15 protein-coding genes and 1 pseudogene are annotated in these 16,953 nt (G+C 42.1%); 5 read left to right on the top strand and 11 right to left on the bottom strand.

Annotated features, from left to right (window positions below):
• Nucleotide 1 precedes the first annotated feature (1 nt).
• Nucleotides 2–214, top strand: a pseudogene (locus IQ270_RS20345) (type II toxin-antitoxin system HicA family toxin).
• Nucleotides 211–438, top strand: coding sequence for a type II toxin-antitoxin system HicB family antitoxin (locus tag IQ270_RS20340; RefSeq protein ID WP_193975033.1), 228 nt, complete (start codon nucleotides 211–213; stop codon nucleotides 436–438). Before IQ270_RS20345 ends, IQ270_RS20340 begins: the two are co-directional and overlap by 4 nt.
• Before the next feature lie 24 nt (nucleotides 439–462).
• On the opposite strand, the gene IQ270_RS20335 is transcribed toward IQ270_RS20340, so the two are convergent.
• From IQ270_RS20335 to IQ270_RS20295, 10 genes are all read right to left on the bottom strand, one after another.
• Entirely contained in the window at nucleotides 463–1,560 is a 1,098-nt protein-coding gene (locus IQ270_RS20335) for an NB-ARC domain-containing protein (protein ID WP_339384246.1), read from the bottom strand.
• 93 nt (nucleotides 1,561–1,653) lie between these two features.
• The gene (locus IQ270_RS32380) at nucleotides 1,654–1,836 is read right to left on the bottom strand and encodes a hypothetical protein (protein ID WP_339384245.1); all 183 of its coding nucleotides are present in this window, start codon (nucleotides 1,834–1,836) and stop codon (nucleotides 1,654–1,656) included.
• An 807-nt stretch (nucleotides 1,837–2,643) separates the two neighbouring features.
• Nucleotides 2,644–2,961 carry a DNA-binding protein gene (locus IQ270_RS20330; RefSeq protein WP_193975032.1) on the bottom strand — a complete coding sequence of 106 codons (318 nt, stop codon included), beginning with the start codon at nucleotides 2,959–2,961 and terminating at the stop codon, nucleotides 2,644–2,646.
• On the bottom strand, nucleotides 2,933–3,277 hold the full coding sequence (locus tag IQ270_RS20325) for a type II toxin-antitoxin system RelE/ParE family toxin (protein ID WP_193975034.1): 345 nt from the start codon (nucleotides 3,275–3,277) through the stop codon (nucleotides 2,933–2,935). The genes IQ270_RS20330 and IQ270_RS20325 overlap by 29 nt, the downstream gene beginning before the upstream one ends.
• Before the next feature lie 271 nt (nucleotides 3,278–3,548).
• Nucleotides 3,549–4,181: a Panacea domain-containing protein gene (locus tag IQ270_RS20320; RefSeq protein WP_193975030.1), complete on the bottom strand. Its 633-nt coding sequence runs from the start codon at nucleotides 4,179–4,181 to the stop codon at nucleotides 3,549–3,551.
• 104 nt (nucleotides 4,182–4,285) lie between these two features.
• A complete protein-coding gene (locus IQ270_RS20315) occupies nucleotides 4,286–4,642 on the bottom strand; it encodes a hypothetical protein (RefSeq protein ID WP_193975028.1) in 357 nt (118 codons plus the stop codon).
• A gap of 14 nt (nucleotides 4,643–4,656) precedes the next feature.
• Entirely contained in the window at nucleotides 4,657–5,073 is a 417-nt protein-coding gene (locus IQ270_RS20310) for a hypothetical protein (RefSeq protein ID WP_193975026.1), read from the bottom strand.
• Nucleotides 5,074–5,211: 138 nt separating this feature from the next.
• On the bottom strand, nucleotides 5,212–5,814 hold the full coding sequence (locus IQ270_RS20305) for a Uma2 family endonuclease (protein WP_193975024.1): 603 nt from the start codon (nucleotides 5,812–5,814) through the stop codon (nucleotides 5,212–5,214).
• Nucleotides 5,815–6,161: 347 nt separating this feature from the next.
• Nucleotides 6,162–6,941 (bottom strand): calcium-binding protein, encoded by a 780-nt coding sequence (locus tag IQ270_RS20300; RefSeq protein ID WP_193975022.1) that lies wholly within the window; start codon nucleotides 6,939–6,941, stop codon nucleotides 6,162–6,164.
• A 255-nt stretch (nucleotides 6,942–7,196) separates the two neighbouring features.
• The gene (locus IQ270_RS20295) at nucleotides 7,197–7,379 is read right to left on the bottom strand and encodes a hypothetical protein (protein WP_193975020.1); all 183 of its coding nucleotides are present in this window, start codon (nucleotides 7,377–7,379) and stop codon (nucleotides 7,197–7,199) included.
• Nucleotides 7,380–7,416: 37 nt separating this feature from the next.
• On the opposite strand from IQ270_RS20295, the gene IQ270_RS20290 reads away from it, so the two are divergent.
• The 3 genes from IQ270_RS20290 (at nucleotide 7,417) to IQ270_RS20280 (ending at nucleotide 16,151) form a co-directional block, all read left to right on the top strand.
• Complete coding sequence (locus tag IQ270_RS20290) at nucleotides 7,417–9,807, top strand: GAF domain-containing protein (protein WP_193975018.1); 2,391 nt, start codon at nucleotides 7,417–7,419, stop codon at nucleotides 9,805–9,807.
• A gap of 208 nt (nucleotides 9,808–10,015) precedes the next feature.
• Nucleotides 10,016–15,457: an ATP-binding sensor histidine kinase gene (locus IQ270_RS20285; RefSeq protein ID WP_193975016.1), complete on the top strand. Its 5,442-nt coding sequence runs from the start codon at nucleotides 10,016–10,018 to the stop codon at nucleotides 15,455–15,457.
• Between the two features lie 268 nt (nucleotides 15,458–15,725).
• Entirely contained in the window at nucleotides 15,726–16,151 is a 426-nt protein-coding gene (locus IQ270_RS20280; RefSeq protein WP_193975014.1) for a hypothetical protein, read from the top strand.
• A gap of 350 nt (nucleotides 16,152–16,501) precedes the next feature.
• On the opposite strand, the gene IQ270_RS20275 is transcribed toward IQ270_RS20280, so the two are convergent.
• Complete coding sequence (locus IQ270_RS20275) at nucleotides 16,502–16,927, bottom strand: thiol-disulfide oxidoreductase DCC family protein (protein WP_193975012.1); 426 nt, start codon at nucleotides 16,925–16,927, stop codon at nucleotides 16,502–16,504.
• Nucleotides 16,928–16,953 lie beyond the last annotated feature (26 nt).

The raw sequence follows: 16,953 nt of genomic DNA, 5'->3' as shown, positions 1-16,953 counted from the left end.
GATTCGGTAACTCAAAAGCCTGCTGCTAAAAGCTGGGTTTACTTATCGTTCGGCAAAAGGCAGCCATACAAGATGGGTTCATCCTTTACTATCTAATGAACCAATTACCATTGCTGGAAATGATGGCGATGATGCGAAACTATATTTAGAGAGAGAAGTTAATCGAAAACTTGGAATATTGAAAGCAATTGAAGAAGAGGAACCTGAATCATGAAATTACCTTATATAATTGTTATTCAATGGTCGGATGAAGATAACTGCTATCTAGTTCACTTACCTGATTTTCCATCTCAGCAGTTCCACACTCATGGAGATACCTATGAAGAAGCTTTGCAGAATGCAGTAGAGGTATTAGAGCTTTTAGTTGAAGAATATCAGGTAGATGGTAAATCTCTCCCAGAACCTAAAACTCAAGTAGAAAACTTGTTGTTTGCTTGAATCTCGCTCTCAACTGTAAACTGTTTATTTGATGTTAGTTTTTGTGTATTCTGCGATCGCCCGTTGGACTGCAAACAAGGTGCGATCGCCCTTTTGGACTTTTTCGATTAACAACCTCCGTCTCAAGGATTCGACGGCTTTTAGGAATTCGGAAGGGGATAATTCCAGAAGGGCTGGCTTTTTTGAGATTTCGACTGCTTTGTTTTGATTTGCCAACCAGGACATGACTTGTTTTTCAGTGTCTGACAAACGCTGAAAATGTTGGTGCAGTAAATATTCTAAGTCTCCTAAAACTAAGCTATCATAGGATAAGAAATCAGAAATTTCGCCGTTAAATAAGTCTAGAATTGCAGCGGCTGCTGTATTCAACCACAAGGGATTTCCTCGGTAAAGGTCTATCAATTTTGACCAGTTTTCTGATTCTGCTAAACCTTTTTCTGTGAAGATTTCTCGCGCTGATTCGCCTAAACCGTTGAGTTGCAATGTTTGACAATTTTTCTGCTGGTTTTCTAAGGCTGCAATTTCTCTGGGTTTTTCCCAACTAATCAAAATTAAGCAACTGTTGTGACATGATTCTGCTATTTGTTTGAAGAATGGGCCGTAGTTTTCATAGCCTGGTTGATAGTTTCCTGCTAGTTGTTGGCTGCTGAAGATTGTTTGCACATCATCGAGGATGATGAGACAGCGGTAGGAACGCAAATAGTTGATTAAATCTGGTAATTCGATTTCTTGCTGTTGGGAGAGGAATTGAATTAAGTTTGTTTGGAGTGAGGCGAGGGGTGGCGCGTTGTGGAGGCTTCGCCAGATGATGCAATCGAATTCGTGTTGAATTTGGGGGATTAGTTGGAGTGTCAGGGCGGTTTTGCCAATACCGGATAAGCCGAGGATGGTGATGAGGCGGGTGCGGCTTAAAATCCAGTTTTCGAGGGTGGTGAGTTCGGATGTGCGATTATAGAATAGGTTGGGTTCTGGTGCGTCGCCTAAGTCTAAATGTATTTTAGGTTCGGAATTCCTTGTTTTTTCGTGAAATTTATCCTTGTCTTGCGGTTCAGGTTGTGAGACTTCTGGAGAATAAAAAGTATCTGCGGAGATGTTACGAATATGGATACAGCCATTCCCCACGAGTGAGACATTGGAAACTTGTAAATTTTCCAGTTTAGCTCTAAAATTGGCTTTACATACTTGTTCCTCACCTAATGCAACTGACAGAAGCTTTCACAATTTGAAACCAACTTCTTTAACATATTTTTCTGAACGCTGGTGTTCCTGTGCAATTTCCTTATATTTTTGATTGTCCCAAGTGCCGCGCAGTATAGCTTTTTGCAGACTATCTAAGTGTTTTCCCGTAGTAGTTAAAGCTAGATTGTCAGTAAACTTTAAGGCTTCTTCAACGTCCATTAGTCACGCAAATACAAGGGGTTGACCTCATTATAGCGTAACTGTATATGACTTTTTCAAGCTTGACCAGCTAAATATGACTTTTTCTGACCTAGATATTAAGAGAAATTCCCTACTAAATATGGCTTTATATGGCTTGACAAGCTTTAGTATCTAGGGAATAATTTATACTTAGTAGACACCAAAAGGTAATGAAACTGATGCACAGCTTAAAAATGGGTTTGTTGTTTGTTGGTTTCATCTCGAGTTTTTCTTTCGCTTCAATCGCACGAGCGGGAGAGCGATGGCCTGGGCCAGAAAAGTCTGGTAACTGTCCGTTTAATCAAAGTTCTTGCGAATATCGTACTTATCAAGTACCTTCTGGTGCTTCGGGAATAGGTGGATTTTATGTAAATCTAACAAGTCCAGACTCTTCTGCTCTTATTACATGGACAGCGCGACGATGTGGCGATGGGAAAGAGATTAGTAGTGGGTCAAAAAATATTTCAACCAGTTCTACAGGTCAAAACTACATTGACTTTCCGTCAGGGGTTTGCAATTTTACGTTTAAGGTACTTGACCCAAAGAGATATCGGGATGGGGGGAATCGCGTTGATTTCTTGATGAACTACGATGTAGATTACTAACTAAGAGAAGTGGGAAACAGAGTCTTAAAAACTCCTCTCCCTATTTTCTAAAAAAGGGCGATCGCCCTTTCTCTCCCTATTTTATGAAAAAGGGCGATCGCCCTTACGTCCCAAATTGTCAAAAAGTGCGTGAAACGCAGCTATCCCGTAGGGAATCACCCTAACTACTTGATTAATTAACCTACTTTACTGCGACAGCTAACTGGAACCCCAGTTTATCTAGTAAAACTATCAAAGCATAAATTTCCTCGCCCCCACTCTCAGACAACATCCGATCGAATTTCTCATATATAAATTTAGCTTCCGTCGATAACTTATTCATCTGCAAATAAGCATCCACCACATCTTTAAGTCCTGCTCGCAGTAATTCTGGTTCTGGTGTTTCTGACTCTAATTCCAACATAACCTCGATATAGCTAGCAGCACTTTCTGGATTTTTCAGAGAAGAAATCAAGTATTCGTGGTAGCTTCTACTTGTTGGCACTTTGAGTTCTTTCATAATCTCTCCAATATTTTTTAGCTTGGCTAATATCTTGTTCTTGAGTGCTTTTATCACCGCCACATAGCAGCAATACAACTGTTAACCCGATTTGTCCAAAATAGATGCGATAGCCAGGGCCATAATCAATCTTAAGTTCATAAACTCCGGCTCCTAGTGAGCGATAATCTCCCAGATTGCCTAGCTCAACTCGCCTGAGTCGTTTCTTAATTTTAGATACAGTTTTCGTATCTTGAAAGGAATCAAGCCATCCTTCAAAGGGACTTGTCCCATCGGCTTTTAGGTAAGTCTGTACTTCTCGTGGTTGAGCTTCCATAATTTTAACACAGGCGATCGGGATTTTAACTGATTTTACAGTACCATCCTCATAAATATGTACATTAGGAATTCGACGATAAAGAATATCATTGTCTACAATTTCTTCTAGCATTATCTCATCCTGACTTATTTAATTAATAGCCGAGACAACACGTTCAGGACTTCAGATAATGATACCTCTAATGTTGCTTGAGACATGGCTTTTACAAAAATCGTATTTTATTTTATATCATATCGCTGCGGGCGGTTTCGGTTGAGAAGGGACAATTTTAGACTGAGGTTTCTTCTTTGACACGAGCCGAATAATATTTTTTCATCGATTCTTGAGAAATAATGGCATGACAAGATGCGTCTCTCGGCAAATCCCCTCTCGCTTCTAACCAAGGCATTTCATTGCAAATCATTTGTTCCAAAGTTTCATCATCATAGTCAAAATATGCATCAGCAACTTCTTCGATAAATTGCCCAATTTTTTGGGGAAGTTTCGGTTGTTCGATTTTTTCTGTAATTGGTTCCCAACTAAATTGGCATTGATACTTCTCTAATAAATCGGGAATCATCGGCCCGTGAATCCAGGCTTGAAAATCTGCATCAAAAAGTGGCTTGCCGTAAACTCCTAAATACCAAGCTTGAGCGTAGTACATGAGTTTTTGTAGCTTGTAGACATTGATTGCTACATCAGTTTGTGCGGCTAACCAAATGAAAGCATTTGCAATATCTCGATCGCTCAATTTGTCCGAATTAGTTGGAACCCCAACAACTTTCAGTTGACCTTCGCCTATCTGTTCCAATAGTTCAGAAACTGACAAGTTAAATTCTCCGGCAATTTGCTCAACTCTTTGCCATACTGGAGAACTCACAGTTATTTGATATTCAGTTGTGATTGAGGTAGCTTGAGTCATGGCAGTTCTGAGAGCTGACTTAAATAATTGTAGCAAAGAGTGCGGAATAATGACGTAAAGACGATCGCCCTTACATCCCAAATTGTCAAAAAGTGCGATCGCCTTTATTCAGGCAAAGTCAAAATAGTTGTAGCCTCAGCCAAAAGTTTACACTTGACTTTATTGTTTTCCCCCTCAATCAGACAATGAGCTGGATTATCCTGCAAAGGGTCATGCCTGATAATGAAACCTAAAGAACGGGCATATCCTGCTACCAACACACCCACCTTAGTAGTGTCAGGATTTCTCGCACGAGCTAAAATTTCTTGGGGAGTTGTTAGCCTAGCCAACTCAACGGAGATGCTGTTATCAGGTTTTCCTCTAACTTGGAAAGCAACTGATTTTACAGTACCATCTTCATAAAGATGTACGTTAGGAATCCGACGATAAAGGATATCGTTATCTGCAATTTCTTCTAGCACGATCTCATCCTGACTTATTGAATTAATAGCCGAGACAACACATTCAGGACTTCAGATAATGATACCTCGTTTTTCTCCTCAAAATTTCTCTCGCTTCCCTCTCCCTTAATTAGTAGATAGCTGAAACTCATATCGGGTTTAATTTCCACTTCTAGATTGCCCTGTGGACTCCGCCATTCCAGTTGTAGGCTACCATTAGCAATTGGTGCTGCATCATAGGGTAAAATCCGATCGCCAACTAAAGGCGAAAGAGAGTGTTTGACATGAACAAGCAACTGACAGGCTTTTACAAAAGCAACGGACGAAACTGCTAATGCACCATAGGAATCCCAGTCAGGTTCTAGTTGGGCAAGTTGCGTCAAGCGCTCTAATATTGGATCTAAGGAAACATCAGTTAATGTTGCTTGATACATGATTTTTAGAAGAGTCATATTTTCTATTATATCATATATATCATAAGGTTTTCAGACGACCGCAATTTTTCGTATATTTCATACATTTCGTACATTTCGTATCTTTCTGCCATTGCCAACATTACTCTGCCATATTTTACTTGTAGATATTCTCAATTAGCAGCATCGCACTGCATCCCGAAACAGTTTAAACGCTTCTTTTTCTTCCGACATTTGCAGGCATCTCCCCAGCAATTCTAGATCCAAATCTGGCAAAAGTACGCTCCTCGAAGTGCGATCGTAACCCTCCGATTTCAGTTGGTAAATCGAAAACACTCCGTCTTCCCAAAACCAAACTTCCGCTACGTTAAATCGGCGGTAGTATTCCAGCTTATTAATAGTCCGAAGAATAAAAATAACTTCGATCGCCAAATCAGGTGTTTCTCGCCCCCGTCGATCCTCGCCAAAGTAGTAAGATAAATCTGGTTCCTTGCTGCTGCCTTTTGCTTCCCCTTGGAGTGTAGCGCTACCCGTCGGTGTAAAACTAATATCTTTTTCTAGGAAAAACTGACCTAACATTCCTGCCATATATTTAATGATTTCATGCTTCGACGAACGTGTGATAATTTCCACATATCCGTCGAGGTAAGACAAGCGAATGCTGCGAGTGTACTCTAGCAAGGATTCCAAAGTTTTGAACTGTTCCCAAGTCATTGATAGCGGCAAAATTAACCGCTGTTCCGGGAGTGCAGTCAATTGCGGGTGAATTGTAGCAGTCATTTATAATTCCCCGACTTCGAGTTGCTACTTGTAGATTAGCATAAAAACTATCTTATGACTTTTGAAACTAACAGAATTAGTCGGGTGCGTCAGAGATACCAGCTTTTAATAATCGCTTCACAATCAAACTCTGACGCACCCTACAAGTCGATTTATTTTCCTGCTAGTAAGGTGCGTCAGAGATACCAGCTTTTAATAATCGCTTCACAATCAAACTCTGACGCACCCTACAAGTCGATTTAATTTCCCGCTAGTAAGGTGCGTCAGAGATACCAGCTTTTAATAATCGCTTCACAATCAAACTCTGACGCACCCTACAAGTCGATTTAATTTCCCGCTAAAAATAACTAAGCCAAAAACTGGAACTGAGTACCGTTAACTGACAAAGCAAACGGACTTGCTTCTTCAAAAGAGCCGATTAGTTCAAAGTTATCTGTGTTTAAAACAATTCCCAAAATCTGTCCGTTTCTCCCGTTTACAATCACCATATCGTTGATGATTCCGTCGTTATCGTAAGCGATCAGATTGTCGTCAGTGAAGAGGAGGTCTAATTCTGTTAAACCGTCTGTCAAACCGATACGATCGCCTTCGTCAAAATTAAAATCGGTAATGATATCGGCTCCATTTACGCCAAATCCTTCGTTGCTTCTGAGCACAAATATATCAGCACCTGGCCCTCCCGTGAGCACGTCAACTCCCCGATCGCCCACTAAGAAATCGTTGCCGTCATTGCCGTCTAAATCGTCATCTCCCTGTCCTCCCCGCAGGATATCGTTCCCGGAGCCTCCAAAGATAATGTCGTTTCCCGCGTCGCCCCTAACTAGGTCGTTGCCATTATTTCCATCCAGGCGATCGTTCTCTTTTCCGCCGTAAATAATGTCATTTCCGTCGCCACCGCCGATAACATCATCGCCGTTATTTCCTAACAGCCGTTCGTTGGAATCCGACGAGCCTGCTATAGTATCGTTGCCGTCTAGTCCCCAAACTCCCCACGGAAAAGACGACAAATTTCCCTCTTCTACGTCAATCTCATCTGCTGTAGCGAATCCCAAAAAACGCGGCCCGCCGCCAGCAAATACAGGAAATCCAGTCAGATCGCCGATGAGATTGTTAATCGTTAAAGCCATAGGTATGTTTTTGCCAAAAAGGTAATATTTGTATTATATATTTTAATGACAGCATTGGCAAATAGCAAGGATATTTAAATTTACAGCCACTTTACTATGATAAATTAATAATTGCTAATTGTCAATTAGTAATTACAATTTTAAATTGCTAATGCTGTGCCGGGTGCAACCCAAAGCGGCTGTAAATTTCGCCGAGGAGTCAAATAGCATTGGTCGCTGACACTATCCCCTACGGCTCACCGCTTATAATGGGTATTACCCGCTCGCAAACACGTTAATATCATCTATAACGTTGAGACTCAGAAGTTGTTTGTCAATAAAAGTAAAAGTTTCTGGGCCGATCGCCAGACAAAATACGCAGTTTCCGATTACCCACACACAAACTTTACAAACAGGATCTAAATTCTTTACATTCGCCATAAATCGCCGATCGCTCATTTTTTAACAAAATCCACTGCTTTCAGGTGTTTCACTTATGTCTACTCCTAAATCGTCTTCCCATCAAAACAACAACAACAACTCCGTAAAATCGCTGTCAACCTCAAGTATGGCCCCAAAACAGCAAGACACTAACAATCTGCCAAGCGAACCAAGCATGGAACTACTACTGGAAGCTTTGACAGCCCAAATACCCAGTCAATCTGCGGAAATTGAACGCTTGAAAACGTGGAAACAAGACTTAGAGGGAATGTTTCAATTTCTCGGCGATCGCCGCGTTTTAATCGCAGTCATGGAACCGGGAACTTTTGCTCTGCGTTACGCTAACGCGGCTTTTTGCCGCTTGGCCGGTTGGGAGAACACGCCTTTGGTAACTCAATCTAATAACGGTTGGTTTGCAGAAACCAACCTCACTCTGCTGGAACTGTTCGAGGATTTGGATGTCAAAATGGCAGAGCAATTGTACCGCCGTCACCTTTTACACTGGGTATTTAAGCAATTTTATCAAATTGACCTCGACAGTTTGCGGGTGCTAGATGAACCGCTCACGGCGAGCGTGAAAAATCCCCAACACCGCGCACCCAAATTTATGGAATTTTGGTTTGGTTCGGAACAGTTGAAAATTACTCGCATTGATTCAAAAATAGATGAATTTGTCGATATTCCTTTAAAATTAATGCCTGTTGCAGAACGGGAAGCTTGGCTGATGCAGCCGAATCAACTGACAACTTTAGCCGATCGACTAAATTTAGATAATTACCGCGTCGAAGGTTTGCTGCTGCTAGAAGGTTTTGATGTCACCGTAAAGGAGCAAATTCGGCGGCTGACTCAGTTATTGATCGATCGCAATTCGATACTGCGGCCAGATAAATTTGAGAGCATCAATGGGTGTTTGCGATCGCTCTTTCATGCTGACGGCACTTTGCTGCTGCGCCCCGACGGCGAACAAGTACAGCTATTAGTTGCCAAAGACGACCAAAATTTGCAGCCGATTGTTTATTCAATGCACTCCCTAGAAGCTTCTCACTTTTTCAAGGCCACCGCAGCAAATCAAGTTTGGAACGTGCCCGACTTGCGCCGGGAATGCGAAACCGAGTGCGATCGAGCTTTGCGAAAAATGGGGACTCGATCAATGTTGCTCTTACCGCTGGTGGTCAAATCAGTCACCCGCGAGGGTTGCGGCCAGCGGATTTTGGGCGTGGTGGGGCTGCTGTGCGATCGGCCCAACCACTTCAACAACATTGACGCTCAACACGCCCAAGAACTCATTCCCCCCTTCATTGCAGCCCTACGGCAAGCCATGCAGCAGCGGTTTACCTACATTCACAACATCCACCCCGCAGTCGAGTGGCGGTTCGCCCAAGAAGCAGAAAGGCGCAGTTGGGGACTGCCCCCAGAGACGATCGTATTTCCCGACGTTCATCCCCTGTACGGAATTTCCGACATTCGCGGTTCCAGCGACGAAAGAAACCGAGCCATTCAAACAGATTTGCTCGAACAATTCCGCTTAGGTTTAGCCATAGCCGATGCCCTTTGCCAAACACAAACTACCCACCTCGGCGAGCAACTGCGACTCGACTTGCTCGACTACATCCAGCATCTAAAAGAAAAAGTAACAGTCGATATGGAAGTGCGATCAGCCGAGTATTTAAACGAGCGTTTAGAACTGTATTTTGACTACTTTATCCAGTGCGGCCCCACAGTTATGGCAGCCGTTGAAGCTTACCGAACCGCCTGCGATAACGAACACAACTGCGTTTACACCGATCGTACCCGCTACGATCAAATGGTGACCCTAATCGGCACCAAACTCCAAGAAACCTGGGCCCGCTGGCAAGAAAAAATGCAGCAAATCCTCCCCCACTACTGCGACATCGAATGCACCGACGGCATAGATCACATGATTTATGTCGGAAAGTCGATCGATCCCAAATTCACTCAATTTCACCTGCACAGTTTGCGCTACGAAGAACTGCGAGCAATTTGCGACTGCGGGCGCACAGTTTTTCGCCTGCAAGCCGACTCTCAAATTAACATGGAACTCGCACACTTAGTCTTAGTGCAGAATACCGCGATCGACATCTTTCACAACGAAAACACCGAAAAAATGTTCGATGTCAAAGGCACCCGCGACATCCGCTACGAACTCGTCAAAAAACGCATCGAAAAAGCCGTTGAGAAAAACGAACAACAGCGAATTACTCAATCAGGAATGCTAACCATAGTTTATTCAACCGAAGATGAATGGGAAGAATACCAACAATACTTGCGCTACTTATCTCGCGAAGGTTGGGTAGAGGCAAAAATTCAGACGGGGATGGTAGAATCACTGCAAGGAGTCAGCGGTTTAAAATTCGCCCGCGTCCGTATTTTACCGGACACAAAATCTCTTGCAGAATATCGCGAAGTTACAGTTGTAGAAGATTGAGAAGCGCCCAAATAACCTTGATTGTATGGTGCGTCAGGGCTAAGTATTTTGAACGTAGACTCATGAATCTTACCCTGACGCACCCTACGAACTCTATAGATTATTTGTGACTCATCGCACAATACAATGCGACCTGCATCACATAAATGTTCAATGAATTAGCGCTACTTTAGGTTTAATTATATCTAATTTTATTTCCAATAAACCTATGAAAACCATTTCAGAATATCAAATCAATTCTACTCTGCACGAAGGCCTCGAAACAATTATATATCGCGGACAAACACCCACAAACGGGCGCGCAGCAATTCTGAAAGTCCTCAAAGCCGAATATCCCACACTCGAAGCCATTACTCGCCTCAAGCACGAATATCAAATCCGCCAAAATTTAGACAGCGAACAAATCGTCAAAACCATCAGTCTCGAAACCTTTGACCAGCGATTAGCACTGGTTTTAGAAGACTTTGGCGGCCAATCCCTTGCCCAACTCCTGGAAACAGAAACATTAAGTCCGCGAGCAAATTTAAACATCGCCATCCAAATAGTCAAAGCCTTACAATACCTGCATTCTCAGCAAATTATTCACAAAGACATCAAACCCAGCAACATCATTATTAACTACCAAACAAAACAAGTCAAACTCACCGACTTCGGCATTGCCACCAAACTAAACAAAGAAAACCCGCAATTTAATAATCCCAACTCCGTCGAAGGCACATTAGCCTATATGTCACCCGAACAAACCGGGAGAATGAACCGCAGCCTCGACTACCGCACCGACTTTTATTCCCTCGGAATTACCTTGTATGAAATACTCACAGGTAAATTGCCATTTCAAAGCAGCGACCCCTTAGAAATAGTTTACAACCACATCGCCGTTCAAGCAATTTCGCCACATCAAATCAATCCTAAAGTTTCGCCAGAAATTTCAGAAATAGTCATGAAATTGATGTCAAAAAATGCCGAATCAAGATATCAAAGTGCAGCCGGATTACTCGCAGATTTAGAAACTTGTTTCCATCAATTGGAAACAACCGGAGAAATTGCTAATTTCATCCCCGGACAATTAGATATTCTCAGCCAATTGTTAATACCCCAAAAATTGTACGGTAGAGAAAACCAAGTCAACCAAATATTAGCAGCCTTTGAACGAGTAGGGGCGGGTTCACCCGAATCTTTGCCACCCAACCAAAATACAGAAAAAGCCGCCCATTCCCAAAGCGAATTAATGCTAGTATCCGGTTATTCTGGCATCGGCAAATCAGCCGTCGTCAATGAAGTTAGCAAACCAATTACTCGTTCTAAAGGTTATTTCATCAGTGGCAAATTTGACCAATTCAAACGAAACATTCCCTACGCATCATTAATTCAAGCATTTAACTCACTACTGCGCCAGTTGCTAACTGAAAGTGCTGCTGCTACAGAAACATGGCGCACTAAAATTTTAACAGCTTTAGGCACAGACGGGAAAGTAATTGCCGATGTAATTCCAGAACTTGAATTAATCATTGGGAAACAGCCCAATGTGCCAGAACTCGGCCCTGTAGAATCGCAAAATCGCTTCAATCGCCTATTCAAAGAATTTATTCGCGTTTTTGCCCAAAAAGAACACCCGCTAGTCATCTTTTTAGACGATTTGCAGTGGGCAGATTCAGCAACATTAAAGTTAATGCAAACACTGATAACTGACCCCAACCAACAATATTTATTGCTAATCGGTGCTTATCGAGATAACGAAGTTAGTCCGACTCACCCGTTAATTCATACTGTCGAAGAAATCGAAAAAACTGGTACGATAGTCAACAATATCGTGCTGCAACCGCTGGATTTAGAAAATGTGACTGAATTAGTCGGTGAAACACTTAACAACCGCACAGAACAGGTAAGAAACTTAGCAGAGTTAATCTCTAATAAGACAGGTGGAAATCCTTTTTTCTTGACGCAACTTCTACAAGCACTTTATCAAGAAAATCTGTTCAAATTTGACTTTAATTTCAGTCAAGAAAGTAAAGGTGGCTGGAATTGGAATATCGATGAAATTCAAGCCATTGGAATTACAGATAAAAGTGTAGTCGAACTGGTAGCCAGTCGCATTGAAAAGCTACCCGCAGCCACACAAGAAGTGTTAAAATTAGCAGCTTGCGTGGGCGATAAATTTGCCCTAGATGTGCTGTCACTTGTCAGCGAAGAGTCAGTGAATGTTACAGCTACTGAACTGTATTCAGCTTTGCAAGCAGGGTTGATTCTGCCTTTAAGCGATGCTTATCGCATTCCTTTGGTTTTCGATCGCGCTGAATCAATAAACCTCAAATTAGACACTTCGCGGGTGAGTTACAAATTTTTGCACGATCGCGTTCAGCAAGCCGCCTATTCCCTAATTCCCGAAAACCAAAAGCAATCCACACATTTAAAAATCGGTCAATTACTGTTACAGAATACTCCCCCAGAAAAGATCGAAGAAAACATCTTTGATATTGTCAATCAGTTGAATGTCGGAATTGAAATAATTAGCCAGCATACAGAAAAAATTGAGTTAGCACGGTTAAATTTAATAGCTGGGCGCAGGGCAAAAAGTGCGACTGCTTATGAATCCGCTGTCAGGTATTTGCGGGTGGCTGTGCAATTATTGCCAGTGGATAGTTGGGACAGTCAGTATGAATTAACGTTAGCAATTTACGAGTCAACAGCAGAAGCTGAATATTTAAACAGCAACTATGAAGATTCAAAAAAAATCATCGATATTGTCCTGCAACAAGCCCAAACTCTACTGGACAAAGTCAACGCTTATGAACTTCAATTTCAGTCTTATAATGCTCAAAATATACTTGCTAAATCACTAAGTACAGGGCTGGAAGTGCTGCAATTGTTAGGCATTAATTTTCCTCAAAACCCCACGCCGATTAATGTTGTAGCGGGATTGATAGACACAAAAGTGAGCTTGGGATTCAAACGAATTGAGGATTTAGCTAACTTGCCAGATATGACAGATCCCAACCGAAAAGCAGCGATGCGGATTTTATCGGGGATTCTCGGCAGTGCTCTTCAGGCTAAGCCTCCACTGTTTCCACTGTTGATATTTATGATGCTCAAGCTGTGCGTTAAATATGGCAATTCTCCTGATGCTAGTGTCGCCTACATTTATTATGGCGTAGTTATGTGCAGGCTAGGGGACATTAGTTTGGCATACCAATTCGGTCAACTGGCAATTAGGCTGTTAGACAAATTTCCATCCCGTTCTAACGAAACTAGAGTTTATGCGGTTTTTGGTACTTTTATTCACCACTTAAAATCCGAACTCAAGTCAGGATTAGTTATGCTTAAATCTGGTTTTGAAACAGCGATGGAAATAGGAAATTTGGAGTATGCTGGTTATTCTATCGGTGAATATTGTGTTAACAAAATGTGGATGGGGGCGCCTCTCGATTTGCTGGAAGAGGAAACTGGTAAGTATGTGAAACTCATGCAGCAATGTCAACTGCCAACTGCTGTAAATTATATAAGCATATGCAGGCAGACAGCGCTGAATTTGCGCGGTAAAGCTGTCGATCCATGCCTTTTAGTCGGGGAGATATTTAATGAACTCGAAACGCTCCCCGTTTTTATAGAAGCTAAAAATTTTACTTTTATTTGTTTAGTTTATCATCTCAAAACTCAGCTTAATTTTTTGTTTAAAAATTACGTTCCAGCCTTAGAATTATCACGGTTGTTTGAGAAACATGAAGAAGTCGCAGCCGGATTTTATGTAGTTTCGATGAATAATTTTTACTCTTCTCTCAGTGTCCTCGCTTTGTATGCCGAAGCTGGCAAAGAAGAGCAAAAGCAATATTTGAAAAAAGTTGTGCAGTTCCAAAAAAAGATGCAAAAATGGGCATTTCATGCTCCGATGAATTATCAACACAAATACGACTTGGTAGCGGCAGAGAAAGCGCGAGTTTTGGGGTACAATGCTGAAGCAATGAATTTGTACGATCGCGCAATTGCCGGTGCCGCCAAAAACGGTTACATCCAAGAGGAAGCATTAGCTTATGAATTAGCCGGAGAATTTTATCAATCTCTGGGAAAACAGATAGTGGCTCAAGCATATCTGACTAAAGCTTATTACGGCTATATCCGCTGGGGAGCACTAGCGAAAGTTAAACACTTAGAGTCAATACATCCTTTCTTAGTAGCACAAACGCGCACAGCAGAAACTTCAACCCTCAATGTCACCCGCACTAGGACTGGAAATACAACCAGTAACGGTTTGGGCGATTTCTTAGACGTGGCGACTTTTATTAAGTCTTCGCAAGCGATTAACAGTGAAATTGTTCTCGAAAACTTGTTGACAAAATTAATTAAAATTATTTTAGAAAATGCGGCGGCTCAAAAAGCCGTGCTGCTGCTGCTAAAAGACGATCGCCTTTACGTCGAAGCTGTCGGAAATACTACAGATTTTACTTGCACTGTTTTGCAATCTATCCCATTTGAAACAACTCAAGATTTGCCTGTTTCTGTAATCAACTATGTTTTTCGCACTCAAAAGCCTCTGCTATTGGATGATGCGACTGTTGCCGCACCTTTTAATGCGGATGCGTACATTCGAGAATTGCAAATTCAATCAATTCTGTGTTTGCCAGTTATTTATCAATCCCACTTGCAAGGGATTATTTATCTGGAAAATAAGTTAGCTGCAGCAGCTTTTACTACCGACAGGGTAGAAGTTTTAAAAATTTTAGTTTCTCAAGTCGCTATTGCCATAGAAAATGCTCTCTTGTACGCGCGAGAGCAAGAAAAGTCTCAACAGTTAGAAAAGTCTTTTGCGGAACTGCAACAAGCACAATTGCAATTAATTCAAGGTGAAAAAATGTCTTCGCTGGGCAATTTGGTTGCTGGTGTTGCTCACGAAATTAACAATCCGGTTGGTTTTATTTCTGGGAATATTAGCGAAGCGACTGTGGCTGTGGACGATTTAATTAGCCATTTAAAATTGTATCAAGAAGAAGTGACTAATCCTAGCTCGCAAATCGAACAGGATGCGGAGGATATCGATTTGGAGTATCTTATAGAAGATTTGCCGAAAATGCTGGGGTCGATGAAAGTTGGGTGCGATCGCATTCGCAATATTAGCACGTCTCTCCGCACTTTCTCCCGTGGGGACACCAGCCAAAAAGTGTCGGCGGATATCCACGAAGGAATTGACAGCACTTTAATGATTTTACAGCATCGCTTGAAAGCTAATTCAGAGCATCCGCTGATTCAAGTAGTTAAGGAGTATGGAAATCTCCCGAAAGTTAAGTGCTATTTGGGACAGTTGAATCAGGTGTTTATGAATATTCTGGCAAATGCGATCGACTGTTTTGAAGAAGCAAATAAAGGTCGGAGTTTTGATGAGATTGAACTCGCTCCTAATATCATTACTATCAAAACAGAAATTGATGACGAGCATCAAATAGTTGTCATTAAGATTGGAGATAATGGCAGGGGAATTTCTGAGGGAGTTGTAGCGCATATTTTTGACCATTTATTCACTACTAAAGGTGTTGGAAAAGGGACAGGGTTGGGTTTATCTATCAGTCGTCAAATTGTGGAAGAAACTCACGGTGGCAAACTGAGTTGTGATTCGGTATTGGGAAAAGGGACGGAATTTGCGATCGCACTTCCTTTGAATTAAGATTATGGAACTATGGCGTGTTTTAAAACCCGGAGATCCCCCCTAACCCCCCTTAATAAGGGGGGGACAAGAGCATTCTCAAAGTCCCCCTTTTTAAGGGGGATGCGAGGGGGATCGAGACTCGGCTAAAAACGACACAACACAAATTTGGAAATTTGTCAAGGCATAATGATCTTTGAAAAAGTCCGCCGTTTACAGTCTGCATTCGGTAGTATGCGGTTACATTGTTAGCTAAATGTAATAAGTGTATTTGATAGGAGTTTTGCCAGTGAACGCTGCCGAACAAGCTAAAAATATTGAACTTACGAGCAAAATTGCTGCGGTTGTTAATTTATTTAAGTCGGATTTTCCGGATGCGAAAGTCGATTTGAAACCTTGGATGAATGACCAGGATACCAGAGAACTTGTCGATCCAGATTCGATCGACATTGGCTTCCATTTTCCCGGTAGAAGTCGTTTGTTGCAAAGCCGCAGCATTTTGATTCAAATCCGATTTTACCAAGATCCGGTGGAAGGATCGCGAAGGGCGATCGGAGTTGAGGCGGCAGGTTACGATCATACTGGTCAACAGTGGCGCTTTTCTACCGTGGAAAATTGGAATTTTCTGGGCCAAACCGAACCTGCACCGGAGTCGGGGAAAAAACTCAAACACTTTTGTGAACAAATTTTCAATTTGTTCAATCAATCTTTTTGAGGACTAAAGTCCTTGCAGGTTCGCAGTTGTAAGTCGTAGGGTGTGTCGCCATCCAAAATCTGTCAAGAAAAATCGACAATCTGATAGCGACGCACCTCTGACTGCAGAAACAAACTCAAAACTTATTTGGCAGCAAGCTGTTTTTATTTAATTGTATTAATTATCGGTTAATTACGCATCGTAAATTTAGTTAGCCAGCCCTTTGTAGGAGTGCGTCACTATCAGATTGTCGATACATTTCAAACATTGTTGAGGGCGACGCATCCTACGGCTACGGCATCTCACTCGGCGATTGAAATCGCTTCTACACATACAAAGTCCGCCTCCGCGGACTAAGAAATAAGCCAGATTTAGTCCTTGCTATTATCACAATTGTCGATCGCCCGACAACCAACAGCATAAACTGATTTGTAAGTGCTAGAACGCTTGCCAAACAAAGTATAGCGGTTGTCGCGCACTTGTTCGTAAACGCGATCGCCCATCCACTTCATCCCCGGCATCGCGCGGTAAGCCGCCACAAACACCTCGCCAGCAGGCAATATCCGCCCGATTTCCTCGGCTGCATCGCTACCTTGCCACCGTTTTTCTGGATTCTGTGCATCTATCAAAATCATCCCCATTTCGCAGTCCCCAGAACTTATCCCAAAGCGCTTTAATTCCTCTAAATCTTGCATGGAAATATACTCAAATCGCTCGCCTCGATCTAAGTTTTCCAATAACTGCACCAAGGTGACACAGAGATTACAATTGCCGTCGTAAATTACATTATATTTCATAGGGAATGGGGAATGGGGAATGGGGG

It is taken from the genome of Microcoleus sp. LEGE 07076, assembly GCF_015207455.1.
Taxonomy (GTDB): Bacteria; Cyanobacteriota; Cyanobacteriia; order Cyanobacteriales; family Microcoleaceae; genus Microcoleus.
The sequence above is the reverse complement of the archived record's forward strand: the minus strand, read 5'-3'. Positions and strand labels throughout refer to the sequence as shown.